This is a genomic window from Bradyrhizobium sp. CW1, assembly GCF_023100665.1.
Classification (GTDB): Bacteria; Pseudomonadota; Alphaproteobacteria; order Rhizobiales; family Xanthobacteraceae; genus Bradyrhizobium; species Bradyrhizobium canariense_D.
Window position 1 is genome coordinate 918,116 of the sequence record NZ_CP064684.1, and the last position, 25,775, is coordinate 943,890.

Consider the following 25,775-nt stretch of genomic DNA (forward strand, 5'->3'; position numbering starts at 1 on the left):
AACACGAACGACAACAGAAGCGAGCCAGCCATGTCGGTACGGTCTAAGGTCATTGAAGCGATCCAGCAGATCGCCAAAGAGCAGCACGTCGCGCTTCCCGCACTCTCGGACGAGCTGTCCCTGCACGAGACGGGCTTCGACTCGCTCGCCTTCGCCATCCTGGTGGCGCGCCTCGAGGACGAGACCGGCGTCGACCCTTTCACCATTTCCGAGGACGCAGCGTTCCCCGCCACCGTGGGCGATTTCGTGCGGGCCTACGAAAATGTCCCCGCGTGAGATCTTTGCGCTCCGCGACCATCTCGGCGCGGAGCTGACCGGCCGCACGCTGTCGGACGCGCACGATGTCGTGTCGTTGACGGATATCCTGTCGCAGACGGTCCTGGGTGGCCGCCTGGGCGAGCTGTCCGGCCGCGCGGTGCTGCTGAAATTGTCCGACCAGCTCCGATCGGGTCTTGCCATGATCGAGCTCGACGGTATTGCCCGCCGCATGCTGCTGTGCCCGCCGGATCTCAACCCGGCGCATCTCGACGCGCTGATGGCGAATGCCGGGATCGATGCCGTTGTCACCGACGAGCCCGATCGCTGGGCCGAGACTGGCGTGCCGCTGGTCGTCACCGCACAACTGCCGCTTCAAGCCACAGCGCCGGCCAGGACCGAACGCGCCACGGAATGGCTGATGCTCACCTCGGGCACGTCGGGCGTGCCGAAAATCGTCGGCCATACGCTGGAAGCACTCACCGGCGCCATCGTCGCCGAAGGCCCGGCGCGCGGACCCGCGCCGGTATGGGCGACGTTCTACGACATCCGCCGCTATGGCGGCCTGCAGATATTCCTCCGCGCCGTCCTCTCGGGCGGCTCGATGGTGCTGTCCGATCCGCATGAGGCGCTCGCCGATCACGTCACGCGGCTGAACGCGCGGGGCGTCTCCCACATCTCCGGCACGCCCTCGCACTGGCGCAAGCTGTTGATGAGCGGCTCGGCCGCGCAGTTCGCGCCGCGCTATGTCCGCCTCTCCGGCGAGATCGCCGACCAGGCGGTGCTGGACGGCCTGAAAGCGGCGTTCCCGAATTCCTCCGTCGGCCATGCCTATGCGTCAACCGAGGCCGGCGTCGGCTTTGCCGTCAATGACGGGCTGGAAGGCTTTCCGGCGGACTACCTCGGCAACCGCAACGGCGTCGAAATGAAGGTCGTCGACGGCTCGCTACGTATCCGTTCGACGCGCACGGCGCACGCCTATATCGGCCGCGACGCGGCTGCGCTCACCGATGCAGACGGGTATGTCGATAGCGGCGATATCGTCGAATTGCGCGGCGACCGCTACTATTTCGTTGGCCGCCGCGGCGGCATCATCAATATCGGTGGGCTGAAGGTTCACCCCGAAGAGATCGAGGCGGTGATCAACCGTCATCTCGATGTGCGGATGTCGCGGGCGAAGTCACGCAAGAGCCCGATCACCGGCGGCATCGTCGTCGCCGACGTGATCCTCGCCGACGGCACCGATCCGGCGCGCGCGAAAGAGATCCGCGACCAGATTCTGGATCAGTGCCGCGCTCAGCTCGCCTCCCACAAGGTGCCGGCGGTGATCCGCTTCGTCGAGGCGCTCGACGTCACCCCGGCCGGCAAACTGGCGCGCACCGATGCATAATGTTCTCGTCACCGGCGGTAGCCGCGGTATCGGCCTTGCGATCGGCCAGCGGCTTGTTAATGGCGGCTACAACGTGATCGCGGCGGCGCGGCGCGAGAGCGACGAGCTCAAGGCGGCGATTGCCGGGTCGGAGGGGCGCCTGCATTTTCGCGCTTGCGACCTCGCCGTGATCGACGCGATCCCCGCCTACGCAAAACTCGTGCGCGATGAATTCGGCCCGATCTACGGCCTCGTCAACAATGCCGGCCTCGGCACCGAAGGCTTGCTCGCGACCATGCACAATTCCGAGATCGAGGCGCTGGTGCAGCTCAACGTGCTGTCGCCGATCATTCTCACCAAATATGTCGCGCGCCAGATGATGGCCGACGGCGCCGGCCGCATCATCAACATCTCCTCGATTATCGCGACGACCGGCTATAATGGCCTCTCGGTTTACGGTGCGACCAAGGCCGCCGCCACCGGCTTCACCCGTTCGCTCGCGCGCGAGGTCGGCAAGCTCGGCATCACCGTGAACGCGATCGCGCCCGGTTTCATCGACACCGAGCTGACGCACAACCTGTCTGACGACAGCCGCAAGCGCATCGCCGGCCGCAGCGCGCTGCGCCGCCTGCCGGAGACCGACGACGTCGCGCGGATGGTGGAGTATTTGCTGGGAGAGGGCGGTCGCAATGTGACGGGTACCGTGTTTACGGTCGACGCGGGCAACACGGCGTAGGTGGAACTCATCGCCACAATTGCATTGATCCGGCGCAATGACATCGTCCGGATTTGGTCGTAAGATCCCGCGCAATCGATTGGGTTACGTCAATCGATCTGCCCTAATCGATAGGGAGCAGTCCATGACCGCTTCGAGCCCGGACAAGGCGTCGGTAAAGCCATCTTGCGCAGAGCAAAGCGACGTTCACTGCGAGCCCGTTCACTGCGAGCCGATGTCTCACCAAAATTCCGGTGACCACGGTTACGAAATGTATCCGCAGAAATTCGTGCGTCTTGTCGGCTGCCATGACGTTCCCGCCTCCGCGCTACGCAAGCGCGTGGGCGAGAAGCTGCACTAGACATTCAGGTCCGATGCTTCGGCAGGTCAATCCGTTCGTGTGAGAACTCCGGCGGGCCCTCGGTCAGGCGGCGGATCCGGCGCTCGCGTTCGTCTTCAGACAGCGCAGGATCGAGCAGTCCCTCGAGTTCACGCACCGCAAGCTCTTCGATCCTGGTGGCATCCGAAGCGAGCGGGTGCCCTGGCGGGAGTGCCGGGGGCGCGACCTTCAGGCCGAGCTCGACCAGCTTACCGATGGCTTCCGAGCGCTACAGGTGATGGGTTTCGGCCCAGCTATCCACGGCCGCGGTCAGGCTTTCCGGCGTCTTCACCGCGCTGATCGGATCACGCCCAGTGCGCCGGCTTGCCGGAGCGATGGAGTCCTTCCTGTCGAAGTCGGACACGTCGATGTTCCCGCGCAACCATGTCAGATCATCGAGACTAGACGCCATTTACGGTCAACCGTTTAATGACCTTCTGTGGCATTGCAGTGCGCCCTCATCTTGTTGTCCGGGTCCATTTCGGCCAATGGTTGCAAGGGCGCGCGCCTGGCGAACCGAATCGATTCTTCTACGTATGTCCCTTTGGACGTGCGTCCCAACCATCCGGCATCATCCGATGACATCAGCGTTCTATAGCGGCATTCCGGTCTTTCGCGGCTTCACCAGTCTGATGGACCCCGCTTTGTATTCGCCGCTGCCCGACGACTGGAGCGTCGGCGTTGCCGACATCGTGGATTCGACCAAGGCCATCGCGGCGCAGCGCTACAAGGCGGTGAACATGGCCGGTGCCGCCGTGATCGCAGCCGTGACGAATGCATTGGAGGGACGCGAATTTCCCTTCGTGTTCGGCGGCGACGGCGCGAGTTTTGCGGTCGCGCCTAATGATCTCGAACTGGCCCGCGAGGCTTTGGCTGCGACCGCGACCTGGGTGCGGGAAGATCTCGACTTGCGGATGCGCGTCGCGCTGGTGCCGGTGAGCGCCATTCGCGCGCATGGCCTAGACGTGCGCGTCGCGCGCTTCGGACCGTCGGCCAATTTGTCCTATGCGATGTTTTCTGGCGGCGGGCTCGCCTGGGCGGACGCAGCGATGAAGCGCGGCGAGTTTGCGATCACCGAAGCGCCCGCGGGGACGCAGCCCGATCTCTCCGGCCTGTCCTGCCGCTTCGAGGTGATTCCGGCTGCGCGCGGCCTGATCCTGTCCGTGCTGGTCATGCCGGCCCAAGGCGCCGATCCCTCGGCATTCCGCAACGTGATCGAGGACATCATCCATCTCGTCGAGCGCAGCCCGGATGCCGGTCGTCCCGTGCCGCCACAAGGGCCGCCGCTGACATGGCCGCCGCAAGGGCTGGAATATGAGGCGCGCACCAAGCGCGGAGGTCCGTTGCTCGCACGCCGCGCCAGCGTGCTGGCCTACACCCTTTTCGTCTATCTGATCATGCGCTTCGATCTCAAGGTCGGCGGCTTCGTGCCGAAGCTCTATACACGGCAGGTCGTGGAGAACTCCGACTTCCGAAAATATGACGACGGCCTGCGCATGATCCTCGACTGTACGCCGGAGCTCGAACGCGCCCTCAGCGATCGCCTCGCGATTGCCGCGCGCGACGGCATCGTGCGTTACGGCCTCTATCAGCAGGACGCTGCGATGATGACCTGCTTCACCCCGTCGGCGTTGCGCAGCGATCACGTCCATTTTATCGACGGCGCGCGGGGCGGCTACGCCTCGGCGGCGACGGCGCTGAAGGCGATGACGGCGTGAAGCGCTAGCGCCCCGCCCGCGTCCAGGTTTCGCCGCCGCAGAGCGCGCCGACGCAGCCTTCGACCCGCAGCGAATCCGGATGGAATCACATTCCCGCGTTTATTTGCCTGCGTGCAATGACCTGCGCTTATTTGACCCAGCGCACGAAGGCGACCGAGGCCGCGGTCGACAGCCCGAATACCGCCATGGCGCCGCCGACCAGCGCGAACAGGGTCCAGGCCGGAGCCTGCACCATCATGAGGCCGCCGCCGCCGATCGCGACGATCAGAAGCCGTGCGGTGGAGGCGAGCACGGCACCGCCGACCCGCGCCGCGCCTTGCGAGGAGAAATACAGCGACACGCCCACGCCGAAGAACACGAAGGTTGGGCCTGCCCAGTGGAAGTAGCTGTGCGCGGCGGCGGCAACGCCGGGATCCCTGGTGAAGAGCGAAACCCACAGGGATGGATCGAGCGCGATGATGAGGCCGATCAGGCCGACGGTAAGTCCCGAGGCCCCGGCCGCGGTCCAGGCCACGCGCCGCGCGCGCTTCACCTGTCCGGCGCCCATCGCCATGCCGACCATCGGCACCGATGCGATGCCGAAGGCGAAGGTGATCGGGATCAGCAAGAATTCCAGTCGCGAGCCGATGCCGTAACCGGCGAGCATCTCGGTGCCGAAGGTCGCCAGGATCTTGGTGAAGATCAAAATGGTGAGCACGGTCTGGAGCGGCGACAGGCAGGCGACCGCGCCGACCTTGAGGATGTCGAAGAACAACGCGCGATCGAAATGGAAGGCGCCGAAATCCAGCGGCAGCCGGCTGCGGCCGGACCAGAGGTACCAGAGGAAGAAGATCGCAGCGCAGGTGAATGCGATCAACTGACCGGCGGCCACTCCGGGCATGCCGAATTGCGGCACGCCGAACAGGCCGAGCCCCAGCGTGCCGCCGAGCGCGATCTGGAGCACGCTCGTCCCGATCAGCGCCATCGAGGGCAGACGCATGTCGCCGGTGCCGCGGATCACCGACGCCAACGTGTTGACGAGCCAGATCGCGACCGCGCCGGAGAACAGCATTTGCGAATAGCCGCTGGCTTCCTCGAGCACACGCTCGCGCCCGCCCAGCAGCGCGAAGAACGAGCGGCCGAAGACGAGCATCGTCACCGTGAAGAAAAGCCCGCCGCAGAGGCCGATGATGGCGGCATGCAGCGCCAGCGTCGCCGCACGGTTCCGGTCGCCTGCGCCGAGCGCGCGGCTGATCGCAGACGAGACGCCGCCGCCCATCGCGCCTGCGCTCATCATCTGCGTCAGCATGGCGAATGGGAACACCAGCGCAATCGCGGCGAGCGGAATGGTGCCGAGCCGGCCGATATAGGAGGTCTCGGCGACCGCGACCAGCGTGCTGCCCACCATCGCGATCATGTTGGGGATCGCGAGCCGCAGCAGCGTCGGCAGGATCGGGGCCGTCAGCAAGCCGGCGATGGGGGAGGCGACCGGGGCAGGCAGCGGCACGGCGTCTATCGAGGCGTCGATCGTCATGTGTCACCGCGCGGAATATTGGATGATGATCGACATATTATATGGCGGGCAGCCCCGGCACCAGCCGCGCCTCACGCAGGGCTCACCAGGGCAGGCCGCAGAGGTCGATAGTGCCGAGTGTCGGCGCGCTGACGATGTTGCAGACATAGGGCGCCATGTGAGTGAAGCGGATCCGCCCCTCCGGCTGCTCGCAATAGACCTCGCCCTTGAAGGGGAGCCAGCTGCGGGCTTCGTAGAACGCGACATTGTGCGGCTCGCAGAACAGCAGCGCGAAGCGGACCGCCTCGTTGGCGCGCATGGTATGCACCGCGGCATCGATCGCCATGGTCGCATAGCCGCGGCCGCGTCGATCCTCCCGCGTGCAGACGCCGCCGATGCCGCCGATGTGAACCTTCTGCCCATTCCAAGTGACGGTGCGGAAGTAGATGCCGACGTGGCAGACGAGACCATCCTCGGGCGTCTCGATGAGGACGCGCAGGTCGGCATTGGCCCATTTGACGTGAGCCCAGGGCTGCTTCGCGACGATATCAGGTCCGAAGACCGCCTGGTGCAGTGGCTCCGCCATCCGCCAGGAGGCGTCGCCGTTCAAAATGTCGATCTCGATGCTCATCGCTCTCACCTTCGCATCTCCGCGCCGTCGGTGCGTTTCGTTCTGCCATAAGCACCTCAAAGGCAATGATATTTTATGGCCTGGTTGAAACGCCCTACATCCTTGCGACGATTTTATGCAATCCGGCCAAGCCGCCGCACCATGCCTTTTGGAAAATTCACGGTATTTAACAGCCGCGGAACCTTCTATAAGGGGTGACCGTTAAGTCTCGTTCCCCCATCAGTCGCGGACAACACCCATGACCTTTACGCTGCCCCCACTCCCCTACGCCTATGACGCCCTCGGACAATTCATGTCGAAGGAAACGCTCGAATTCCACCACGACAAGCATCATCAGGCCTATGTCACCAACGGCAACAACGCGCTCAAGGGCACCGAATGGGAAGGCAAGTCCCTTGAGGAGATCGTCAAGGGCTCGTTCGGCAAGAACCCCGCGGTGTTCAACAATGCCGGCCAGCACTACAACCACATCCATTTCTGGAGCTGGATGAAGCCCAATGGCGGCGGCACCAAGCTGCCGGGCAAGATCGAGAAGAAGATCAACGAGGACCTCGGCGGCTTCGAGAAGTTCAAGACGGACTTCCAGGCGGCCGGCGTCGGCCAGTTCGGCTCCGGCTGGTGCTGGCTCCAGGTCAAGAACGGCAAGCTCGAGATTTCCAAGACCCCGAACGGCGAGAATCCGCTGGTGCACGGCGCCACCCCGATCCTCGGCTGCGACGTCTGGGAGCACTCCTACTACATCGACTACCGCAACCGCCGTCCCGACTATCTGAAGGCGTTTGTCGAGAACCTCGTGAACTGGGAATACGTCGAGTCGCTGTTCGACAAGGCCTGAGTTCGACGAGGCCTGGGCTTCACGCATTCCGGGGCCGGCTTTGCCGCTCCGGAATGACGGAATTGAAAGGCGGTCGAGGCGCGGCCGCCTTTTTGTTGTGCGGAATTCGCACTTCGCCTCGCATGGCCCTGCGCGAGGTGCGCATCGCTCCCGTCATCGTACTGTTTGCATCGCATCTGCGGCGCCCTTAAGCAGGACGGGCATCGCCCTCGAGCCGAACGCGCCCGTTGTCAGATCCTTCCTCGAAAGACCCGGCATCCGCCGAGGACGCGGAATCCGAGCCGCGGCCGGGTCGCGTGCGCAAGCCGATCGGCTGGTCGACCATCATCATCGCAGCCCTTGTGGCGGTGAGCGCAGGTCTGGTCTGGCGGCGTGATGGCACCGACGGTGTTCTCGAGATACTGACCCACGATCTCTCGCTGTTCGGCGGCATCCTGCCCCGCGTGCTGGCCGGCTGCCTGCTCGGTGCGTTCATCTCCGAGATCCTGCCGCACGAAAAAGTCTCGCGCGCGCTCGGGCCGAAATCGGGCCTGAAAGGCCTTCTGATCGGCACCGCCTTCGGCGCGATCCTGCCCGGCGGTCCCTTCACCGCCTATCCCGTGGCGAGTGCGCTGCTGGCGGTCGGCGCCGATTTCGGTGCCACCATCGCCATGGTCGTGAGTTGGACCTTGATCGGCTATGGCCGGGCGGTCGCCTGGGAAATCCCGATTATGGGCACCGACTTCACGCTGTGGCGCATCGTCATCTCGCTGCCGTTGCCGGTGCTCGCAGGCGCGCTCGGCCGCTTCGTCTATGTCCGGCTTTATCCGAAGCCGGCCATGAAGGACGACGAGACATGAGCGCCGCGCTCCTGATCGACATCCTGTTGTGGGGTTCGGTGTTCGGCGTCGGCCTGATCGCCTTTCGCCGCGGCCCACCAGTGTTCAAGGCCTCGCTGCGCGAAGGCTCGATGGACTTCATCAACATCGTGCCGCGGATCGCGCTGGGGGTGATCGGCTCCGGCTACATCGCCGCTATCATCCCACAGGAGGTGATCAGCGGCTGGCTCGGCCCGGACAGCGGCTGGCTCGGGGTCGCGACTGCCGTGGTCGCCGGGGCCGCGACGCCCGGTGGCCCGGTGATCGGGTTCTCGATCGGGACGGTGGCCCTGAAATCGGGTGGTGGGGTGCCGCAGGTGGTCGCCTATGTCGTCGCTTGGGCGCTATTTGCCTTCCAACGGGTGATTTTGTGGGAAATTCCGTTCATGCCGGCCCGTTTCGTCTGGTTCCGCTGCGCGGTTTCGGTGCCGTTCCCGTTCGTCGCCGCCGCCATCGCCATGCTGATCGGCAAACCCTGAGCCCGGCATGGACAGCTGTAATGTTATAATATAACATCCAGGAATGGTTCCCGCCGCGTCCCAAGCCCATCATAGCGATCATGCTCATAGCCATTCCCATGACGACGGGCATTCGCATGGACACGATCACACCCACGCACATGTCCACGGTGCGGCCTCTCCGCATCCGGCTCAGGCGGCGCACTGGTCGATCCTGCGCATGACGATGGCCGCCCGTCTCGCGGCCGCGCTCGCGGTCTGCGCCGTGCTTTGGGGCGTGGTCTTCCTGGCGATGAGGTGACCATGGCGGCGCTGCATTTCCACAACGTTACGCTCGGCTATGACCGCCATCCGGCCGTGCACCACCTCAATGGGGAGGTCGCGCCGGGCGCGCTGCTGGCCGTGATCGGCCCGAACGGCGCCGGCAAGTCGACGCTGCTGCGGGGCATCGTCGGCATCCTCAGGCCGCTCGACGGCAGCATCCATCTCGGCGGGCTCGACAGCCGCGATATCGCCTATCTGCCGCAGAGTGCGGAGATCGACCGCAGCTTCCCGATCTCGGTGCTGGACTTCGTCGCCACCGGGCTGTGGCGTGGGACCGGCCTGTTCGGCGGCATCGGCAAGGCGGCGCGCGAAAAGATCCTCCGCGCGATCGCTTCCGTTGGCCTTAACGGTTTCGAAAACCGCCCAATCGGCACGCTCTCGGGCGGCCAGATGCAGCGCGTGCTGTTCGCGCGCGTACTGCTCCAGGACGCGCGGCTGATCGTGCTGGACGAGCCCTTCAACGCCATCGACAGCAAGACCACGGCTGATCTGCTGACGCTGGTGAAGCACTGGCATGGCGAGGGCCGCACAGTGCTCGCCGCACTGCACGACATGGAGATGGTGCGCACCCATTTCAGCGAGACGCTGGTGCTGGCGCGCGGTCCCGTGGTGTGGGGGCCGACGGCGGAGGTGCTGACGCCGGAAAACCTGCTGGTCGCAATGCGGATGTGCGAAGCCTTCGACGACAGCGCCGCCACCTGCTCGGCCGATGATGCCCGCTCACGGGCGGCTTGATATCCGATGCTCTATGACGCGTTGATCGGCCCGTTCACCGAATTCGAGTTCATGCGACGTGCGCTCGCGGCCGTTATCGCGCTGTCGCTCGCGGGTGCGCCGATCGGCGCGTTCCTGATGTTGCGGCGGATGAGCCTGGTCGGCGACGCCATGGCACATGCAATCCTCCCCGGCGCCGCTGTCGGTTTCCTGCTCTCCGGCCTCAATCTGTTCGCGATGACGGCCGGAGGCCTGATCGCAGGTTTTGCCGTCGCAATCCTCGCAGGCCTCGTCGCGCGCTCGACCGGGTTGAAGGAGGATGCCTCGCTCGCGACCTTCTATCTGGCCTCGCTGGCGCTCGGCGTCACCATCGTCTCGATCAAGGGCACCAATATCGACCTGCTGCACGTGCTGTTCGGCAATATTCTCGCGATGGACGACCAGACGCTGCTGGTCGTCGCATTCAACGCCACGGTCACGCTGCTGGTGCTCGCCGTGATCTACCGTCCGCTGGTGATCGAAAGCGTCGATCCGCTGTTTTTGCGCACCGTCAGCCGGGCCGGCGGGCCTGCGCATCTCGCTTTCCTCGCGCTGGTCGTGATCAACCTCGTCAACGGCTTTCAGGCGCTCGGCACGCTGCTCGCGGTCGGCCTGATGATCCTGCCGGCCGGCATCGCGCGGTTCTGGTCGCGCGATCTCACCGTCATGATCTGCATCGCGGTCGTCGCTGCCGCCGTGTCCGGCTATGCAGGTCTCGTGCTGTCGTTCCAGACCCGTGTGCCGTCGGGTCCTGCGATCATTCTGGTGGCAAGCGCGCTCTACACCGTCTCCGTCCTGTTCGGCCGGGTCGGCGGCGTCGTTAGGCAGCTGTTTCCCGGCCGGCATTTGGAAGCGTGATAGCGATGCGGCGCATCCTGCTTTGTGTGCTTATGCTGATCGCCTCGCCGCTGCACGCCGCTGAGCAACTGAAAGTCGTCGCGAGCTTCTCGATCCTGGCCGACTTCGTCCGTAATGTCGGCGGCGACCGGATCAATCTGACGACGTTGGTCGGGGCCGACAGCGACGTCCATGTCTACGCGCCCGCGCCAAGCGATGCGAAGCGGATCGCGGACGCAAAGCTGGTCATCGTCAACGGGCTTGGTCTCGAGGGCTGGCTGCCACGGCTCGTGCAGTCCTCGGGCAGCAAGGCGCAGGTGGTTATCGTGAGCGCCGGCATCGCGCCGCTCAAGCTCGGCTCGGCCACAGATCCGCATGGCTGGCAGTCGGTCCCCAACGCCAAAATCTACGTCACCGACATCGCCAATGCGCTGGCCGCGGTCGACCCTGACGATGCGGAGTTCTTCCGCGCCCGGGCCAAGGCCTATTTGGAAAAGCTCGAAACGCTCGACCGCGAGGTCCGCGCAGCCGTGGCCAAGATCCCGCAGGAGCGTCGCAAGGTGATTTCGACCCATGACGCTTTCGGCTATTTCGCCGCCGAATACGGCGTCCAGTTCATCGCGCCGCTCGGCGTCTCCACGGAAACCGAGCCCAGCGCGCGGGACATCGCCACCATCATCGGCCAGATCAAGGCCCAAAAAATCCCAGCCGTGTTCCTGGAAAATATCAGCGACGACCGGCTGATCCGGCGGATCGCGGCGGAGACCGGCTCAAAAGTCGGCGGGACCCTGATTTCGGACGGTTTGACCGGCGAAAAGGGGCCTGCACCCACTTACATTGATATGGTCAGGCACAATATAAAGGCCCTGACCAGTGCGCTTGACCACTAGGGCAGGGGCCACCCCGCCTCGCGTCGCGCGAAAAGCCCGAAGTCCGGAGTTGTTATGTCTGAAGCGACCGCCCCAAAAATTCCCGTGACCGTCCTGACCGGCTATCTCGGTGCGGGCAAGACCACGCTGTTGAACCGCATCCTGTCGGAAAACCACGGCAAGAAATACGCCGTCATCGTCAACGAATTCGGCGAGATCGGCATCGACAACGACCTCATCATCGGTGCCGATGAGGAAGTGTTCGAAATGAACAACGGCTGCATCTGCTGCACCGTGCGCGGCGATCTCGTGCGCATCATGGAAGGCCTGATGAAGCGCAAGGGCAAGTTCGACGCCATCATCGTCGAGACCACCGGTCTTGCCGATCCGGCCCCCGTCGCCCAGACCTTCTTCGTCGACGAGGACGTGCAGAAGAGCGCGCGCCTCGATGCGGTGGTCACGGTTGCGGACGCCAAATGGCTATCCGACCGCCTCAAGGATGCACCTGAGGCCAAGAACCAGATCGCCTTTGCCGACGTCATCGTGCTGAACAAGATCGATCTCGTTTCCAAGGGAGAACTTGCCGAGGTCGAGGCCCGCATCCGCGCCATCAATCCCTATGCGAAACTGCATCGCACCGAGCGCTGCTCGGTGGCTTTGGCGGACGTGCTCGACCGCGGCGCTTTCGACCTCGACCGCATCCTCGACATCGAGCCGGACTTCCTGAATGCCGAGGATCATGACCACGACCATGATCATCACCATCACGACCATCATCACAATCATGATCACAGCCACGGCCTGAAGCACTATCACGACGAGGACATGCAGTCGCTGTCACTCAAGACCGACAAGCCGCTCGATCCGAACGTGTTCATGCCCTGGCTTCAGAACCTGGTGCAGGTGGAGGGCGGCAAGATCCTGCGCTCCAAGGGCATCCTTGCTTTCCACGACGATGATGACCGCTACGTCTTTCAGGGTGTCCACATGATGCTGGAGGGCAACCACCAGCGCAAATGGAAGGACGGCGAGCCGCGCGAGAGCCGCCTCGTCTTCATCGGTCGCGAATTGCCGCAAGACCTCATTCGCCAGGGTTTTGAGAGCTGCATCGTCTCGTGATGAAAGAGTTTACGCCACCCGCCGATTCCGCCTCGATCGTCTCCGTCACCGAGCGCGTCAAACCGCTCGCGCTCGGCATGGTCGTGACCTCCGTGCATTTCCTTGGCAACCGCGCCGCCTTCGTCGGCGGCGAGGAGAATGTCGCGCTCGTGGATAGCCAGGGTGAGATCAGCAAGATCGCCGTGCACAGCGGCGGCATTCTCTCGGCCGCCTCCGACGGCAAGCGCCTCGTGATGGGCGGCGACGATGGAAAAGTCGTGTCGCTCGAGGCCAAAGGCGAAGTGACGCTGCTTGCGACCGACCCGAAACGGCGCTGGATCGATGCGGTGGCGCTGCATCCGGACGGTGCCTACGCCTGGTCGGCTGGCAAGACTGCTTTCTTCAAGAGCGGCAAGAGCGAGGAGAAGTCGCTCGAGGTGCCCTCGACCGTCGGCGGCCTCGCGTTTGCGCCGAAGGGCCAGCGTCTCGCGATCGCCCATTACAACGGCGCGACGCTGTGGTTTCCCAACATGGCGGGGTCGGCCGAATTCCTGCCTTGGGCCGGCTCGCATCTCGGCGTCACCTTCAGCCCGGACAACAAATTCCTGGTCACCACGATGCACGAATCGGCGCTGCACGGCTGGCGGCTTGCCGACAACAGGCACATGCGCATGACCGGCTATCCCAGCCGCGTCCGCTCGATGTCGTGGAGCGCGGGCGGCAAGGCGCTGGCGACCTCGGGCGCCGACACGGTGATCCTGTGGCCGTTCGCTAGCAAGGATGGCCCGATGGGCAAGGAGCCAGCGATGCTCGCGCCGCTGCAGGCGCGCGTGTCGGTCGTCGCCTGCCACCCCAGGAACGACATCTTCGCCGCCGGCTACAGCGACGGCACCGTGCTGATGGTCCGTCTGGAGGACGGCGCCGAGATCCTCGTCCGCCGCAACGGCACGCCCGCAGTCGCCGCGCTCGCCTGGAACGCGAAGGGGACGCTGTTGGCGTTCGCCGACGAAAATGGTGATGGCGGCCTGCTCGAGCTTTAATCTGTCATCGTTCCGACCGTGGATGGGGCCATGTGGCGCGCAGCCGTCGAGTTCCGGCCGCCACGGGCGGGAACCGCAGAGCGGCAATTTCGTTGATCCCGCAGACAAAGGCGGTGATCGACATGCCCGGCCAATATGACAAGCGCAGACTGAAGCTCGACTTGATGGTCGCCTGCTCGCTGTTCGCGGCAGGCGTCGTGGTGTCAGGCATGTCGCTGGCGCAAATCCGCGCCGAGACCCGGATGCAGACAGCCCAAGCGACGCAACCCCTTCAGGGCACGCCGTCCGACGATCAGAATAAGCCCGCGGAAGCCAAGCCCGGCGGCGACCGGCCGACCACGCCCGCCCCAGAGCCCGCGCGGCCCGAACCGCAGACGCAGGGCGCTGCCGGCGCGGCGAAACCAGCATTGCCGCCAGCCCCAGCCGAGAAGATCGCGCCGCCGATCGAGAGGAAGTAGGTTCTGCATCTACGCGGGTGCTGTCATCGTCCGCGAAGGCGGACGATCCAGTATTCCAGAGGCTGTGCGTGGATACGGAGATGCTGCGGCGTACTGGATGCCCCGCCTGCCGCTTACGCTAAAGCTTCGGCGCGCCTGGACCTCAACCTCGGCTAAGCCTTGGCGTAGCCGGGTCGCGGGGCATGACAGCAGTGGCCGTGGCGCGACGCCGCCTCACCGCACCAGAACATTCCGGAACTGCCAGGGATCGCTCGTGTCGATGTCCTCCGGGAACAGTCCCGGACGATCCGTCAGCGGCGTCCAGTCGGTATAAAAACCCTTCACCGGGCCGAGATACGGCAGCTGAATTTCCAGCAGACGATCGAAATCCATCTCGTCGGCTTCGACGATGCCCTCGTTCGGGTTTTCTAGCGCCCACACCATGCCGCCGAGCACGGCGGAGGTCACTTGCAGACCGGTGGCGTTCTGATAGGGCGCGAGCTTGCGGGTCTCTTCGATCGAGAGCTGCGAGCCGTACCAGTAGGCATTGTTGTCATGGCCGAACAGCAGCACGCCGAGTTCGTCGATGCCGTCGACGATTTCGTTCTCGTCGAGGATGTGGTGCTTTTCCTGCATCTTCGCGGCGCGGCCGAACATTTCATGCAGCGACAGCACGGCATCGTCAGCCGGATGATAGGCGTAGTGGCAGGTCGGCCGATAGACCGCCGTGCCCGATGCGTCGCGCACGGTGAAATAGTCGGCAATCGAGATCGACTCGTTGTGGGTGACGAGGAAGCCATATTGCGCGCCGCGGGTCGGGCACCAGGTGCGCACGCGCGTGTTGGCGCCGGGCTGCATCAGATAGATGGCAGCGCCGCAGCCGGCTTCGTGAGTCCGCGCATTCTCGGGCATCCATTTTTCGTGGGTGCCCCAGCCGAGCTCGGAGGGCTGCACGCCTTCCGACAGGAAACCTTCCACCGACCAGGTGTTGACGAAGACATCGGGCTCTTTCGGCTTCTTGGAGCGCTGGGTGTCGCGTTCGGCGATATGGATGCCCTTGATACCGGCCTGTCGCATCAAGTCCGCCCATTCGGCTTTGGTCTTCGGCTTGGGGGCATTGAGCTTCAGATCGGCGGCGACGTTGAGCAACGCCTGCTTGACGAAAAACGAGACCATGCCGGGATTGGCGCCACAGCAGGAGACGGCCGTCGTCGACCCCGCGGGGCGCGCCTTCTTGGCGGCCAGCGTCGCTTCGCGAAGGGCGTAGTTGGAGCGCGCCTCCGGGCCCTTCGACGAATCGAAATAGAAGCCGAGCCAGGGCTCGTTGACGGTGTCGATATAGAGAGCGCCGAGCTCGTTGCAGAGCTCCATGATGTCGGTGGAGCCGGTGTCGACCGAGAGATTGACGCAAAAGCCCTGGCCGCCGCCTTCGGTGAGCAGCGGGGTCAGCAACTCGCGGTAATTGTCCTTGGTCACACCCTTCTGGATGAAGCGCACATTGTGCTTCTCGCAATGCGCCTTGCGACCCTCGTCCTTGGGATCGATCACGGTGATGCGCGATTTGTCGTAATCGAGATGCCGCTCGATCAGCGGCAGCGTGCCTTTGCCGATGGAGCCGAAGCCGACCATGACGATGGGGCCAGTGATCTTCGCGTAGATCTGCGAGGCGGGGCTCATAGGATGGTTTCTCCGGAACGTGCTGGCGAGCAAATGGTGAGGGATGGCTCAGGTGCTGCGGCGCTTGGCAGTGGCTTCGATCTCGACTTTCATCTCGGGCTTGTAGAGCGCCGAGACGACGAGAAGCGTGGCGGCCGGGCGGATCTCGCCGAGGACTTCGCCGCAGACCGCGAAATGCGCGTCTGCGTTCTTGGCGTCGGTGAGGTAATAGGTGACGCGGACAATGTCGGCCATCTCGAAGCCGCCCTCCTTCAGGGCAGCTTCGATGGTCTTGAAGCAGTTGCGTGACTGGCTCGTGACATCGGCCGGCATCGTCATGGTGGTGTAGTCGTAGCCGGTGGTACCCGCGACGAAGGCGAACTCGCCGTCGATCACGGCGCGGCTGTAGCCGGCGGTCTTCTCGAACGGGGAGCCGGTGGAAATGAGGCGGCGGGACATGGTCGTAGGCCTCGACTGAAGAGGAATTTCGTGGGGTTTACGCAATTTGCCGGCCTGCGCAACCCCAAAGGAATGGAGCTTAACGCAGGCACAGCCGGGCGTTGCCGCTTAACGCGGCTAGGTCGTCGCCATCATGGCGATCCCTTAAGCCGCGCGCGCCTGGAGGGCGCGAACTACCCTCCGTTTGGGCAGGGCCGCACCAGTCGGGACGATCATCCCGGCGGCGCCGTCCAGCGCGCCTGTCGTGAATTCGATCGCCAGCAGGCGGTCGCGCTCGAACGGACCGGGCAGCGACAGCTCGCCGGTGTTGGCGGCCGAGAAGCCGAAGCGGGCGTAATAGGGGGCATCGCCGAGCAGGATCACGGCGGCATGCCCGCGCGCCCGGGCGGCAGCCAGCGCTTGTTGCATCAGCGCGGCGCCGATCCCGAGCTCGCGGCAGGCAGGGTCCACCGCCAGCGGTCCGAGGACCAGAGCGGGCCTGCCTCCGGCGCTGACGTGCCACAGCCGCACGGTTCCCACGAGCTTCCCCTCGCGCATCGCGGCCAGCGCAAGGCCGGCAGCGGGGGCGCGTCCGTCACGCAGGCGCTGACAGGTACGGCCATGGCGGTTCTCGCCAAAGGACGCATCGAGCAGCGCTTCACGCATCGCAACGTCGACAGCACGCTCCGCACGGATCGCGAACGGAGCGGCTTTCGAAGTGGGGTCAATTTGTGTCTTCCGAAGAGCAGTCATGGCGCGTCAGTCCCCGCTTGAAACTGACGTGCGCAAAGCACGCCGGTTCAAGGCGTCGTCAGAAATCGAAATGTCAGGGAGGGAGCCGGCAAGCCGGTTCCCGGGTTCGTCAGGCCTCAGACGCGAGGCGGATCAGATGTGGTAGGTTTTCAGCGGCGGGATGCCGTTGAAAGCCACCGCCGAGTAGGTCGACGTATAGGCCCCGGTGCCTTCGATCAGCAGCTTGTCGCCGATCTCGAGCGTCACCGGAAGCGGATACGGGTTCTTCTCGTACAGCACGTCGGCGCTGTCACAGGTCGGGCCCGCGAGCACGCACGGCGTCATGTCCGCGCCGTCATGCGGGGTGCGGATGGCGTAACGGATCGACTCGTCCATGGTCTCGGCGAGACCGCCGAACTTGCCGATGTCCAGATAGACCCAGCGCACCTCGTCCTCGTCGCTCTTCTTCGAGATGAGCACGACTTCGGACTCGATGATGCCGGCGTTGCCCACCATGCCGCGGCCCGGCTCGATGATGGTCTCCGGAATCTGGTTGCCGAAGTGCTTGCGCAGCGCGCGGAAGATCGAGCGCCCGTAGGTCACCACCGGCGGTACGTCCTTCAGGTACTTGGTCGGGAAACCGCCGCCCATGTTGACCATGGTCAGGTTGATGCCGCGCTCGGCGCAGTCGCGGAACACCTGCGAGGCCATTGCCAGCGCACGGTCCCACGCCTTCACCTTGCGCTGCTGCGAGCCGACATGGAAGGAGATGCCGCACGGCTCCAGGCCCAGACGCTTGGCAACGTCGAGCACGTCGACGGCCATCTCCGGGTCGCAGCCGAACTTGCGCGACAGCGGCCATTCGGCGCCGGCGCAGTCATAGAGGATGCGGCAGAACACCTTTGCGCCGGGCGCGGCACGGGCGACCTTCTCGACTTCGGCGGCGCAATCGACCGCGAACAGCCGAATGCCGAGCGCGAAGGCGCGCGCGATGTCGCGCTCCTTCTTGATCGTGTTGCCGAAGGAGATGCGGTCGGGCGTCGCACCGGCGGCCAGCGCCATCTCGATCTCGGCGACCGTCGCGGTGTCGAAGCAGGAGCCCATGGAGGCGAGCAAAGCCAGCACTTCCGGCGCCGGGTTCGCCTTGACGGCATAGAACACGCGGCTGTCGGGCAGCGCCTTGGCAAAGGTCTGGTAATTGTCGCGCACGACTTCGAGGTCGACGACGAGGCACGGCTCGGTGTCGAGGCCCTCGCTGCGGCGGTTGCGCAGGAATTCCTGGATACGGTCGGTCATAGCACTCTCCCAAACGGCCCAGCGACGGGGATCCGTTCAAAAAATGACGTCGGATAAGAGCGCTCCGGCCAGATCGCGCGATGGAGGCGCGACGAGCCAAAGACTCACATCAGACTGTGCTGCCGTGGATTGGTTGGGAATGTTCCCGCCCGCACACCTGGCAATGAAGGACAAGCCTTTTCAGTAGCCCGCGCCGGCGTTGGACTGCCGGTAGAGACCAAAAAAGCCCGATCCGTCGTTGCTTTAAGTCGCGTCCCCCGTTGAGAGCGGGGTGCGCCGGTTCGCCTCCGGCTGCCAGTCACGGTTGCAAAGAGCAAAGTCACCTTCGACAAGGCATCTCTTTGAGAGAGATGCTGGACGCTCCGGGTTTGCTTTCGTCTTCCGGCGATGAGCCTTCCGACTTCCACACTTCCGAAGAGCCCCTCGGCTTCTTCACCCCTTGGCGGCTGTCCGGCCTCTTGTCCGGATACCTACCGACTGACACACGACCACAGGCACGTGCGAAATTGGGCAATCCGCACATAAGTGTTTTGACTCTGCTTCGCAAGAGATTTTTTAGGCTGCGAACAGAATTGCCTAACATCTGCTTGCGCAGTGTTGCGCGCGCGACGCGAAAGATGAACGCGCGTTAAGTTTTCTGCGCGGCGCGCGTCACTCGCGAGCGTCCGCGCTTCAGCCGCGCTTCGTGAACGGCTCGACGCGTTGAGCGGCGCGGATGAAGGCCGTCATCACGAGCACGCCGAGCGCAAACAGCGTGGCCTGAAGGATGTGCGTGCCTTGCTCGCCCAGCCCGAACAGGATCGCGAGCGCCCAGCCGCCGGCAAACGCCGCGCCGAACACCTCGGCGCCGATCAGGATGGCGGCGCTGACGACGGTGATGACGCTCGGCCAGACGATCCGACGGGAAGACGAGGAGGTCGCGTTCATGAGCTCAGGGGTCCTAGGCTTGGAGGGCCGCAATCTCACCGAAAAGGCAGCCGGGAGCAAGGGCAAACGGCCCAAAAAAGCCCTATCGCGTGCTATAGCTGGCCGCAACAATCGAGCCACAAATCGGGACTTGTAATGTCAGAACCCCGCCAAACTACGGACTCCGAGACCAACCCGCTGCTGAAGGCGTGGGTGACGCCGTTTGCGACCCCGCCCTTCGACGAAATCAAGCCGGAGCACTTCCTCCCGGCCTTCGAGCAGGCCTTCGCCGACCACTCCGCCGAGATCGCAGCGATCACCAACGACCCGACCGCGCCCGACTTCGCCAACACCATCACGGCGCTGGAGCGCTCGGGCAAGCTGCTCAGCAAGGTCGCGTCGGTCTTCTACGACCTCGTCTCGGCGCATTCCAACCCGGCCATTCTGGAGATCGACAAGGAGGTTTCCTTGCGGATGGCGCGGCACTGGAATCCGATCATGATGAACGCCGTGCTGTTTGGCCGCATTGCCCAGCTACACGAGAACCGCGCCAATCTCGGTCTGACACCGGAACAGCTCCGCCTGCTCGAGCGCACCTACACCCGCTTCCACCGCTCCGGCGCCGGCCTCTCCGAAGAGGCCAAGACGCGGATGGCGGAGATCAACGAGAGACTCGCCCAGCTCGGCACCAGCTTCAGTCATCATCTGCTCGGCGACGAGCAGGAATGGTTCATGGAGCTCGGCGAAGCCGACCGCCAGGGCCTGCCGGAGAGTTTTGTCGCCAGCGCCAAGGCTGCGGCGGAAGAACGCGGCATGGCCGGCAAGGCCATCGTCACCCTGTCGCGCTCCTCGGTCGAACAGTTCCTGAAGAGCTCGGCCCGGCGTGACCTGCGCGAGAAGGTCTACAAGGCCTTCACCGCGCGGGGCGACAACGGCAATGCCAACGACAACAACGCGACCATCGTCGAGGTCCTGAAGCTGCGCGAGGAGAGCGCCAATCTCCTGGGTTATCCGACCTTCGCGGCCTACCGGCTCGAGGATTCCATGGCCAAGACGCCGGAAGCGGTGCGCGGCCTTCTGGAGCGGGTCTGGAAGCCGGCCCGGGCGCGGGCGCTCGCCGACCGCGACGACATGCAGGCGCTGATCACGGAGGAGGGCGGCAATTTCAAGCTCGCCCCCTGGGACTGGCGCTTCTATGCCGAAAAGCTGCGCCTTCAGCGCGCCAATTTCGACGACGCCGCGATCAAGCCGTATCTCGCGCTCGATCACATGATCGCCGCCGCCTTCGACTGTGCCACGCGCCTGTTCGGCGTCACTTTCGAGGAGCGCAAGAACGTGCCGGTCTGGCATCCGGACGTCCGGGTCTGGGAGATGAAGGGGCGGGACGGCAAGCACAAGGCGCTGTTCTATGGCGATTACTTCGCCCGGCCGTCGAAGCGCTCCGGCGCCTGGATGACCTCGCTGCGCGACCAGCAGAAGCTCGACGGCGAGGTCGCGCCGCTGATCCTCAACATCTGCAACTTCTCCAAGGGCGCGGACGGGGAACCCTCGCTGCTGTCGCCCGACGATGCCCGCACCCTGTTCCACGAGTTCGGCCATGGCCTGCACGGCATGCTCTCCAACGTGACCTATCCGTCGCTGTCGGGCACCTCCGTGTTCACCGACTTCGTCGAATTGCCCTCCCAGCTGTACGAGCATTGGCAGGAGCGGCCCGAGGTGCTGCAAAAGTTTGCCCGCCACTACCAGACCGGCGAGCCGCTGCCGGACGATCTGCTGCAACGGTTCCTGGCCGCGCGAAAATTCAACCAGGGTTTCGCCACGGTCGAGTTCGTCTCCTCGGCGCTGATCGATCTCGAATTCCACACCCAGCCGGCCTCCGCCGCGCAGGACGTCCGCGCCTTCGAGAGACGCGAGCTGGAGAAGATCGGCATGCCCGAGGAGATCTCGCTGCGTCACCGTCCGACGCAATTCGGTCACATCTTCACCGGCGATCATTATGCCGCCGGCTATTACAGCTACATGTGGTCGGAGGTGATGGACGCCGACGCCTTCGGCGCATTCGAGGAAGCCGGCGACATCTTCGATCCCGCCGTCGCAAAACGCCTGCACGACGACATCTACTCGAGCGGCGGATCGGTCGATCCGGAAGCCGCCTATGAGGCCTTCCGCGGCCGCCCGCCGGAGCCCGATGCGCTGCTGCGTCGCCGAGGTCTGCTTGACGCCCCGAAGGCGGCCTGATGGGCGTGCGCGCCCTGCTCGGGCTGCTGCTCGCCGCTGGCCTCACCTTTGTGGCCGGGGCGGCGCAGGCGCACCCGCATGTCTGGATCACCGCGACCAGCGAGTTGCTCTATGCCGCGGACGGCACCATCACCGGCGTGCGCCACGCCTGGACGTTTGACGACATGTTCTCGGCCTATGCCGTGCAGGGGCTCGAGAGCAAGACCAAGGGCGTCTATACCCGCGAGGAGCTCGGACCGCTGGCGCAGACCAATGTCGAGTCGCTGAAGGAATATGCCTACTTCACCTTCGCGCGAGCCGACGGCAAGAAGGAGCGATTCCAGGAGCCGGTCGACTACTTCCTCGACTACAAGGATACGGTCCTGACCCTGCACTTCACGCTGCCGCTGAAGAATCCGGTCAGGTCCAAGCAATTGATGCTCGAAGTGTTCGACCGCTCCTTCTTCATTGACTTCCAGATGGCCAAGGACAACCCGATCAAGCTGGTCGGCGCGCCCGCCGGCTGCCAGATGAAACTTGAGCGGCCGAGCGACGGCACCGCGAGTGCGCAGAAGCTCAACGAGCAGACCTTCATGAACGGCGAGAACTCCAATTTCGGCATGATGTTCGCCAACAAGATCACGGTGGATTGCCCTTGAAGTCGAAACTCTCCCCGCTCGCACGTGGGCTGCTCACCTGTGCCGCCGTTCTGCTGGTTGCGGGCGTGGCCGACGCGGCCCTCCACGAACTCGTCGCGCAGAACCCGTTTGGCGCACCAAGACCCGCGCGGGCGGCTGAGCCTGAGGCCAGTGGCCTCATCGGCTGGCTCTTGGCAAAACAATCGGAATTTTATCGCCAGATGTCGGCGACCATTCGCGCCGCCAAGTCCGACGGCTCGGCGGTGTGGACGCTGCTCGTCATCTCCTTTGCCTACGGCATCTTCCACGCCGCAGGGCCCGGCCACGGCAAGGCGGTGATCGCCTCCTATCTCGTCGCCAATCGCGAGACTGTCAGGCGCGGCATCGTGCTGTCGTTTGCATCCGCGTTGATGCAGTCGCTGGTGGCGATCCTGATCGTCGGTATCTCGGCCTGGGTGCTGAATGCGACCGCCAGGACCATGTGCAAGGCGGAAGGCGCGATCGAGATCGCAAGCTACGCCCTGATCGCGCTTTTCGGCCTGCGCCTGGTCTGGGTCAAGGGCCGCACCTTCATCCGTGCGCTGCAGGCGGTTCAGCCGGTGTCGGCGATCGCGGGCGTGCCGCATGACCATCATGATCACGGTCACCACCATCATGATGCGCATGATCATCATCGTCACGATCATGCGCACGCCCATCATCACCACGCGCATCACCACGTCCATGACGAGCATTGCGGCCATTCCCACGGCCCCATGCCGAGCGAGCTCGCCGGCCTCGGAGGCTGGGGACGCGGCTTTACCTCGATCCTGACCGTCGGCATCCGTCCCTGTTCGGGCGCGATCCTGGTGCTGGTGTTCGCGTTGGCCCAAGGCCTGTTCTGGGCCGGCATCGCCGCAACTCTGCTGATGGGGCTCGGCACCGCGATCACCGTCGCGGTCATTGCCGTGGTCGCCGTCTCCGCCAAGGACATCGCCGCCCGCCTGAGCGCCGGACGCGACGGCAACGGCGCGCTGTTCATGCGCGGCATCGAATTCGCCGCCGCCGGCCTCGTGCTGCTGTTCGGTGCAGGCCTGTTGTTGGGTTACATCGCGGCCGAACGGACGACGTGTTTCTGAGTTTTTCCCTCTCCCCTTGTGGGCGAGGGTGGCTCGCCGCGTAGCGGCGAGACGGGTGAGGGGTTGTCTCCGCGAGCGATCCTCTTGCAGCTGCGTTCGCCGATAGAACCCCTCATCCGGCGCTTCGCGCCACCTTCTCCCACAAAGGGAGAGTCACACCGGCAAGAACTGCTTCAACGCCGGCATGAAGAAGATCCCGAGATTGATCGCAAAGCCGATGCTCCAGAGGATGGAGCGCAGCGTCGGGCGGTTCCCGAGATAGGTCAGCACATAGGCGATCCGTACGATCAGGAACAGCACCGCGAGCTCGTCGATCATCCGCTGCGGCGAGTCCCGGAATTCGGCCAGCAGCACCGCGAAGGCGAAGAACGGAAAGGTCTCGATACCATTCTGGTGGGCGCCGAGCGCGCGCTGCGCGATGGCCTCTTCGTAGAAGGCGGGATCGCGCGGGCGTGAATTGTCGAACCCGCGAAACCTGATCCATTTGACCGAGACGATCGTCACCAAATAGAGCAGCAACGCTCCGGAGACGCACCATTCCGCGAGTGTCATCTTTCCTCCCCCGCCTCGGTGCGACCCTAGCGAAACCGGCCTGATCTTGACAAGCTCGGGGCAACGCGCGACCCAACGAGCATGACAACCCTAGCCCCTCTCAAGACCACGAAGCCGCTGCCTCAGTCCGGCCAGCCGCGCGTCGGCGTACTCCTGGTCAATCTCGGCACGCCCGATACCGCCGACGCGCGCGGCGTGCGGGTCTATCTGAAGGAGTTCCTCTCGGACGCCCGCGTCATCGAGGATCAGGGCTTGATCTGGAAGCTGGTGCTGAACGGCATCATCCTGCGCACCCGCCCCCGCGCCAAGGCGCGCGATTATCTCAAGATCTGGAACACCGAGAAGAACGAGTCGCCGCTCAAGACCATCACGCGCTCGCAGAGCGACAAGCTCGGAGCCATGCTGTCGGACCGCGACCAGGTCACGGTGGAATGGGCTATGCGCTACGGCAATCCCTCGATCAAGTCGGGCGTCGATGCGCTGATTGCGAAGGGCTGCGATCGCATTCTTGCCGTCCCCCTCTATCCGCAATATTCCGCCGCGACGTCGGCCACCGTCTGCGATGAGGTGTTTCGCGTGCTTGCGCGGCTGCGCGCGCAGCCGACGCTGCGGGTGACGCCGTCTTACTACGAGGACGAAGCCTATATCGAGGCGCTCGCCACCTCGATCGAGACGCATCTGGTGAGCCTGTCGTTCAAGCCAGAGCTGATCGTCGCCTCCTTCCACGGCATGCCGAAGGCCTATGTCGACAAGGGCGACCCCTATCAGGACCAATGTGTGGCGACCACCGAGGCGCTGCGGCGCCGGCTCGGCATGGACGAGACAAAGCTGCTGCTGACCTTCCAGTCGCGCTTCGGATTCGACGAGTGGCTGCAGCCCTACACTGACAAGACCATGGAGCGTCTGGCGAAAGAGGGCGTGCGCCGTATCGCGGTGATCACGCCGGGTTTTTCCGCCGACTGCCTGGAGACGCTGGAGGAGATCGCGCAGGAGAATGCCGAGATCTTCAAGCACAATGGCGGGGAGCAGTTTTCCGCGATCCCCTGCCTCAACGACAGCGACCCCGGCATGGATGTGATCCGAACGCTGGTGCTGCGCGAGCTCCAGGGCTGGATATAGTGAGCCTGGATCCGAGGAGCGCCCCATGAACCGCCGCGAGGTTCTGGCGCTTCTTGGGGTGACCACGATGCTGCCGGCCTCGGTGCTGGCGCAAGCGAATGCGACGCGCCGGCTCGGCGTGCTCTCGGTCACTGCGGCGGACGATGCGATCGGGCAGACGCGTAGCGCGGTCCTGGTCGAGGCGCTTGCCGGCCATGGCTGGAAGGAGGACGGCAGCCTTGAGATCGATTGGCGCAACGGCGGCGGCGACCGCGCGCGGATCGCGCAACTCGCCGACGAACTCGTGGCGCTCAAGCCCGACATCCTGCTTGCGGTCGGCACGCCCTCAGTGGAGGAGCTGCGCCAGCGCACGACGACGATCCCGATCGTTTTCGCCGTCGTCACCGATCCTGTCAGCCAGGGCTTTGTCCAGAATCTCGCCCATCCCGGCGGCAATATCACCGGCTTCACCGATTACGACGGCCCGCTGGCCGGCAAATGGCTGGAGATGCTTACGCAGGTCGTGCCAAAGCCGTCACGCGTTTCCGTCGTCTACAATCCCGCCACCGCGCCGTTCGCGCCGCTGATGCTGCGGACGATCGAAGACGCCGGCCGCGCGCTCGATGTGACGGTGGTGCCCGCGCCGGTCCATGACACGGCCTCGATCGCCGCCTTGGCCTTGCGGAAAGACGGCGGCCTGCTGGTGCTGCCGGATTTCTTCACCATGTCCAACCGTGCGCTTCTCCTGGCAGCCATCAATGAAGCGCGCGTGCCGGCGGTGTTCTGGAGCCGGACCTTCGTCGACGAGGGTGGCTTGATGTCCTACAGCACCGACAGCGCCGAGCAGCTCCGCCGCGCCGCCACCTATATCGATCGCATCCTGAAGGGTGCGCGAGCGGCCGACTTGCCGGTCCAGAATCCGACCACGTTCGAGCTGGCGATCAACTTGAAGACGGCCAAGGCGATCGGCGTCACGCTTCCGCCAAGCCTGCTCGCAACCGCGAACGAGGTCATCGAGTAGGATTTGGCTGCGACCGCCGGATTCGTTAACGTCGTC

The 25,775-nt window shown here is 64.6% G+C and carries 28 protein-coding genes and 2 pseudogenes; 20 read left to right on the top strand and 10 right to left on the bottom strand.

Annotated features, from left to right (window positions below):
• Positions 1–30: 30 nt before the first annotated feature.
• The 4 genes from IVB54_RS04330 (at position 31) to IVB54_RS04345 (ending at position 2,700) form a co-directional block, all read left to right on the top strand.
• Positions 31–276 carry an acyl carrier protein gene (locus tag IVB54_RS04330; RefSeq protein ID WP_018453301.1) on the top strand — a complete coding sequence of 82 codons (246 nt, stop codon included), beginning with the start codon at positions 31–33 and terminating at the stop codon, positions 274–276.
• Positions 263–1,645: a fatty acid--CoA ligase family protein gene (locus IVB54_RS04335; RefSeq protein WP_018453302.1), complete on the top strand. Its 1,383-nt coding sequence runs from the start codon at positions 263–265 to the stop codon at positions 1,643–1,645. The genes IVB54_RS04330 and IVB54_RS04335 overlap by 14 nt, the downstream gene beginning before the upstream one ends.
• Positions 1,638–2,360 (top strand): SDR family NAD(P)-dependent oxidoreductase, encoded by a 723-nt coding sequence (locus IVB54_RS04340; RefSeq protein WP_247299310.1) that lies wholly within the window; start codon positions 1,638–1,640, stop codon positions 2,358–2,360. Before IVB54_RS04335 ends, IVB54_RS04340 begins: the two co-directional genes overlap by 8 nt.
• 124 nt (positions 2,361–2,484) lie before the next feature.
• Positions 2,485–2,700: a hypothetical protein gene (locus IVB54_RS04345; RefSeq protein ID WP_026232507.1), complete on the top strand. Its 216-nt coding sequence runs from the start codon at positions 2,485–2,487 to the stop codon at positions 2,698–2,700.
• A 4-nt stretch (positions 2,701–2,704) separates the two neighbouring features.
• Here IVB54_RS04345 and IVB54_RS04350 read toward each other — a convergent pair.
• Positions 2,705–3,130 (bottom strand): annotated as a pseudogene (locus IVB54_RS04350) (hypothetical protein).
• Positions 3,131–3,296: 166 nt separating this feature from the next.
• Between IVB54_RS04350 and IVB54_RS04355 the strand changes: the two are divergent.
• Positions 3,297–4,436, top strand: coding sequence for a DUF3095 domain-containing protein (locus IVB54_RS04355; RefSeq protein ID WP_018453307.1), 1,140 nt, complete (start codon positions 3,297–3,299; stop codon positions 4,434–4,436).
• Between the two features lie 4 nt (positions 4,437–4,440).
• Here IVB54_RS04355 and IVB54_RS04360 read toward each other — a convergent pair.
• The 3 genes and pseudogenes from IVB54_RS04360 to IVB54_RS04370 form a co-directional block, all read right to left on the bottom strand.
• Positions 4,441–4,512: pseudogene (locus IVB54_RS04360) on the bottom strand (DUF2147 domain-containing protein); the annotation flags it as partial.
• Positions 4,513–4,563: 51 nt separating this feature from the next.
• Positions 4,564–5,949 carry an MATE family efflux transporter gene (locus tag IVB54_RS04365; protein WP_018453308.1) on the bottom strand — a complete coding sequence of 462 codons (1,386 nt, stop codon included), beginning with the start codon at positions 5,947–5,949 and terminating at the stop codon, positions 4,564–4,566.
• An 82-nt stretch (positions 5,950–6,031) separates the two neighbouring features.
• Positions 6,032–6,559: a GNAT family N-acetyltransferase gene (locus IVB54_RS04370; protein ID WP_018453309.1), complete on the bottom strand. Its 528-nt coding sequence runs from the start codon at positions 6,557–6,559 to the stop codon at positions 6,032–6,034.
• Between the two features lie 238 nt (positions 6,560–6,797).
• Between IVB54_RS04370 and IVB54_RS04375 the strand changes: the two genes are divergently transcribed.
• From IVB54_RS04375 to IVB54_RS04420, 10 genes are all read left to right on the top strand, one after another.
• Entirely contained in the window at positions 6,798–7,394 is a 597-nt protein-coding gene (locus tag IVB54_RS04375; RefSeq protein WP_007597204.1) for a superoxide dismutase, read from the top strand.
• A 227-nt stretch (positions 7,395–7,621) separates the two neighbouring features.
• Positions 7,622–8,233: a permease gene (locus IVB54_RS04380; RefSeq protein ID WP_018453310.1), complete on the top strand. Its 612-nt coding sequence runs from the start codon at positions 7,622–7,624 to the stop codon at positions 8,231–8,233.
• The gene (locus tag IVB54_RS04385; protein ID WP_018453311.1) at positions 8,230–8,730 is read left to right on the top strand and encodes a hypothetical protein; all 501 of its coding nucleotides are present in this window, start codon (positions 8,230–8,232) and stop codon (positions 8,728–8,730) included. Before IVB54_RS04380 ends, IVB54_RS04385 begins: the two co-directional genes overlap by 4 nt.
• Positions 8,731–8,773: 43 nt before the next feature.
• Positions 8,774–9,010 carry a hypothetical protein gene (locus IVB54_RS04390; RefSeq protein WP_039798633.1) on the top strand — a complete coding sequence of 79 codons (237 nt, stop codon included), beginning with the start codon at positions 8,774–8,776 and terminating at the stop codon, positions 9,008–9,010.
• 2 nt (positions 9,011–9,012) lie between these two features.
• Positions 9,013–9,768, top strand: a complete 756-nt coding sequence (locus IVB54_RS04395) for an ABC transporter ATP-binding protein (RefSeq protein ID WP_018453313.1) — start codon at positions 9,013–9,015, stop codon at positions 9,766–9,768.
• 6 nt (positions 9,769–9,774) lie between these two features.
• Complete coding sequence (locus IVB54_RS04400) at positions 9,775–10,644, top strand: metal ABC transporter permease (RefSeq protein ID WP_247360919.1); 870 nt, start codon at positions 9,775–9,777, stop codon at positions 10,642–10,644.
• Between the two features lie 5 nt (positions 10,645–10,649).
• Entirely contained in the window at positions 10,650–11,513 is an 864-nt protein-coding gene (locus tag IVB54_RS04405; RefSeq protein WP_247777081.1) for a metal ABC transporter substrate-binding protein, read from the top strand.
• A gap of 54 nt (positions 11,514–11,567) precedes the next feature.
• Positions 11,568–12,611, top strand: coding sequence for a GTP-binding protein (locus IVB54_RS04410; RefSeq protein WP_026232508.1), 1,044 nt, complete (start codon positions 11,568–11,570; stop codon positions 12,609–12,611).
• Positions 12,611–13,630, top strand: a complete 1,020-nt coding sequence (locus tag IVB54_RS04415; RefSeq protein ID WP_018453316.1) for a WD40 repeat domain-containing protein — start codon at positions 12,611–12,613, stop codon at positions 13,628–13,630. The genes IVB54_RS04410 and IVB54_RS04415 overlap by 1 nt, the downstream gene beginning before the upstream one ends.
• A 122-nt stretch (positions 13,631–13,752) precedes the next feature.
• A complete protein-coding gene (locus tag IVB54_RS04420; RefSeq protein ID WP_026232509.1) occupies positions 13,753–14,088 on the top strand; it encodes a hypothetical protein in 336 nt (111 codons plus the stop codon).
• 213 nt (positions 14,089–14,301) lie between these two features.
• On the opposite strand, the gene IVB54_RS04425 is transcribed toward IVB54_RS04420, so the two are convergent.
• The 5 genes from IVB54_RS04425 to IVB54_RS04445 form a co-directional block, all read right to left on the bottom strand.
• Complete coding sequence (locus IVB54_RS04425) at positions 14,302–15,744, bottom strand: homospermidine synthase (protein ID WP_018453318.1); 1,443 nt, start codon at positions 15,742–15,744, stop codon at positions 14,302–14,304.
• Positions 15,745–15,792: 48 nt separating this feature from the next.
• Entirely contained in the window at positions 15,793–16,182 is a 390-nt protein-coding gene (locus IVB54_RS04430; RefSeq protein ID WP_018453319.1) for a RidA family protein, read from the bottom strand.
• A gap of 144 nt (positions 16,183–16,326) precedes the next feature.
• Entirely contained in the window at positions 16,327–16,914 is a 588-nt protein-coding gene (locus IVB54_RS04435) for an N-acetyltransferase (RefSeq protein WP_026232510.1), read from the bottom strand.
• Between the two features lie 132 nt (positions 16,915–17,046).
• Complete coding sequence (locus tag IVB54_RS04440; RefSeq protein WP_018453321.1) at positions 17,047–18,189, bottom strand: type III PLP-dependent enzyme; 1,143 nt, start codon at positions 18,187–18,189, stop codon at positions 17,047–17,049.
• 672 nt (positions 18,190–18,861) lie between these two features.
• A complete protein-coding gene (locus tag IVB54_RS04445; protein WP_018453322.1) occupies positions 18,862–19,116 on the bottom strand; it encodes a hypothetical protein in 255 nt (84 codons plus the stop codon).
• A gap of 135 nt (positions 19,117–19,251) precedes the next feature.
• On the opposite strand from IVB54_RS04445, the gene IVB54_RS04450 reads away from it, so the two are divergent.
• The 3 genes from IVB54_RS04450 to IVB54_RS04460 are packed head-to-tail and all read left to right on the top strand — an operon-like array spanning position 19,252 to position 23,068.
• Positions 19,252–21,333 carry a M3 family metallopeptidase gene (locus IVB54_RS04450; protein WP_018453323.1) on the top strand — a complete coding sequence of 694 codons (2,082 nt, stop codon included), beginning with the start codon at positions 19,252–19,254 and terminating at the stop codon, positions 21,331–21,333.
• Complete coding sequence (locus tag IVB54_RS04455; RefSeq protein ID WP_247299312.1) at positions 21,333–21,971, top strand: DUF1007 family protein; 639 nt, start codon at positions 21,333–21,335, stop codon at positions 21,969–21,971. Before IVB54_RS04450 ends, IVB54_RS04455 begins: the two co-directional genes overlap by 1 nt.
• Positions 21,968–23,068 (top strand): nickel/cobalt transporter, encoded by a 1,101-nt coding sequence (locus IVB54_RS04460; protein WP_247360922.1) that lies wholly within the window; start codon positions 21,968–21,970, stop codon positions 23,066–23,068. The genes IVB54_RS04455 and IVB54_RS04460 overlap by 4 nt, the downstream gene beginning before the upstream one ends.
• Positions 23,069–23,221: 153 nt before the next feature.
• Here the strand turns inward: IVB54_RS04460 and IVB54_RS04465 are convergent, their stop codons facing one another.
• Entirely contained in the window at positions 23,222–23,620 is a 399-nt protein-coding gene (locus IVB54_RS04465; RefSeq protein ID WP_018453326.1) for an MAPEG family protein, read from the bottom strand.
• A gap of 81 nt (positions 23,621–23,701) precedes the next feature.
• Between IVB54_RS04465 and hemH the strand changes: the two genes are divergently transcribed.
• Both hemH and IVB54_RS04475 read left to right on the top strand, forming a co-directional pair.
• Positions 23,702–24,739: a ferrochelatase gene (hemH, locus tag IVB54_RS04470; protein WP_018453327.1), complete on the top strand. Its 1,038-nt coding sequence runs from the start codon at positions 23,702–23,704 to the stop codon at positions 24,737–24,739.
• Between the two features lie 25 nt (positions 24,740–24,764).
• Positions 24,765–25,739, top strand: a complete 975-nt coding sequence (locus IVB54_RS04475) for an ABC transporter substrate-binding protein (protein WP_018453328.1) — start codon at positions 24,765–24,767, stop codon at positions 25,737–25,739.
• Positions 25,740–25,775: the final 36 nt, after the last annotated feature.

Coding starts and splice junctions, on each gene's coding strand:
- IVB54_RS04415 (WP_018453316.1), top strand. CDS start 12,611: ATGAAAGAGTTTACGCCACCCGCCGATTCCGCCTCGATCGTCTCCGTC.
- IVB54_RS04445 (WP_018453322.1), bottom strand. CDS start 19,116: ATGAACGCGACCTCCTCGTCTTCCCGTCGGATCGTCTGGCCGAGCGTC.
- IVB54_RS04345 (WP_026232507.1), top strand. CDS start 2,485: ATGACCGCTTCGAGCCCGGACAAGGCGTCGGTAAAGCCATCTTGCGCA.
- IVB54_RS04330 (WP_018453301.1), top strand. CDS start 31: ATGTCGGTACGGTCTAAGGTCATTGAAGCGATCCAGCAGATCGCCAAA.
- IVB54_RS04435 (WP_026232510.1), bottom strand. CDS start 16,914: ATGACTGCTCTTCGGAAGACACAAATTGACCCCACTTCGAAAGCCGCT.
- IVB54_RS04385 (WP_018453311.1), top strand. CDS start 8,230: ATGAGCGCCGCGCTCCTGATCGACATCCTGTTGTGGGGTTCGGTGTTC.
- IVB54_RS04375 (WP_007597204.1), top strand. CDS start 6,798: ATGACCTTTACGCTGCCCCCACTCCCCTACGCCTATGACGCCCTCGGA.
- IVB54_RS04430 (WP_018453319.1), bottom strand. CDS start 16,182: ATGTCCCGCCGCCTCATTTCCACCGGCTCCCCGTTCGAGAAGACCGCC.
- IVB54_RS04410 (WP_026232508.1), top strand. CDS start 11,568: ATGTCTGAAGCGACCGCCCCAAAAATTCCCGTGACCGTCCTGACCGGC.
- IVB54_RS04405 (WP_247777081.1), top strand. CDS start 10,650: ATGCGGCGCATCCTGCTTTGTGTGCTTATGCTGATCGCCTCGCCGCTG.
- IVB54_RS04420 (WP_026232509.1), top strand. CDS start 13,753: ATGCCCGGCCAATATGACAAGCGCAGACTGAAGCTCGACTTGATGGTC.
- IVB54_RS04475 (WP_018453328.1), top strand. CDS start 24,765: ATGAACCGCCGCGAGGTTCTGGCGCTTCTTGGGGTGACCACGATGCTG.
- IVB54_RS04395 (WP_018453313.1), top strand. CDS start 9,013: ATGGCGGCGCTGCATTTCCACAACGTTACGCTCGGCTATGACCGCCAT.
- IVB54_RS04370 (WP_018453309.1), bottom strand. CDS start 6,559: ATGAGCATCGAGATCGACATTTTGAACGGCGACGCCTCCTGGCGGATG.
- IVB54_RS04450 (WP_018453323.1), top strand. CDS start 19,252: ATGTCAGAACCCCGCCAAACTACGGACTCCGAGACCAACCCGCTGCTG.
- IVB54_RS04440 (WP_018453321.1), bottom strand. CDS start 18,189: ATGACCGACCGTATCCAGGAATTCCTGCGCAACCGCCGCAGCGAGGGC.
- hemH (WP_018453327.1), top strand. CDS start 23,702: ATGACAACCCTAGCCCCTCTCAAGACCACGAAGCCGCTGCCTCAGTCC.
- IVB54_RS04355 (WP_018453307.1), top strand. CDS start 3,297: ATGACATCAGCGTTCTATAGCGGCATTCCGGTCTTTCGCGGCTTCACC.
- IVB54_RS04425 (WP_018453318.1), bottom strand. CDS start 15,744: ATGAGCCCCGCCTCGCAGATCTACGCGAAGATCACTGGCCCCATCGTC.
- IVB54_RS04340 (WP_247299310.1), top strand. CDS start 1,638: ATGCATAATGTTCTCGTCACCGGCGGTAGCCGCGGTATCGGCCTTGCG.
- IVB54_RS04400 (WP_247360919.1), top strand. CDS start 9,775: ATGCTCTATGACGCGTTGATCGGCCCGTTCACCGAATTCGAGTTCATG.
- IVB54_RS04465 (WP_018453326.1), bottom strand. CDS start 23,620: ATGACACTCGCGGAATGGTGCGTCTCCGGAGCGTTGCTGCTCTATTTG.
- IVB54_RS04390 (WP_039798633.1), top strand. CDS start 8,774: ATGGTTCCCGCCGCGTCCCAAGCCCATCATAGCGATCATGCTCATAGC.
- IVB54_RS04455 (WP_247299312.1), top strand. CDS start 21,333: ATGGGCGTGCGCGCCCTGCTCGGGCTGCTGCTCGCCGCTGGCCTCACC.
- IVB54_RS04365 (WP_018453308.1), bottom strand. CDS start 5,949: ATGACGATCGACGCCTCGATAGACGCCGTGCCGCTGCCTGCCCCGGTC.
- IVB54_RS04335 (WP_018453302.1), top strand. CDS start 263: ATGTCCCCGCGTGAGATCTTTGCGCTCCGCGACCATCTCGGCGCGGAG.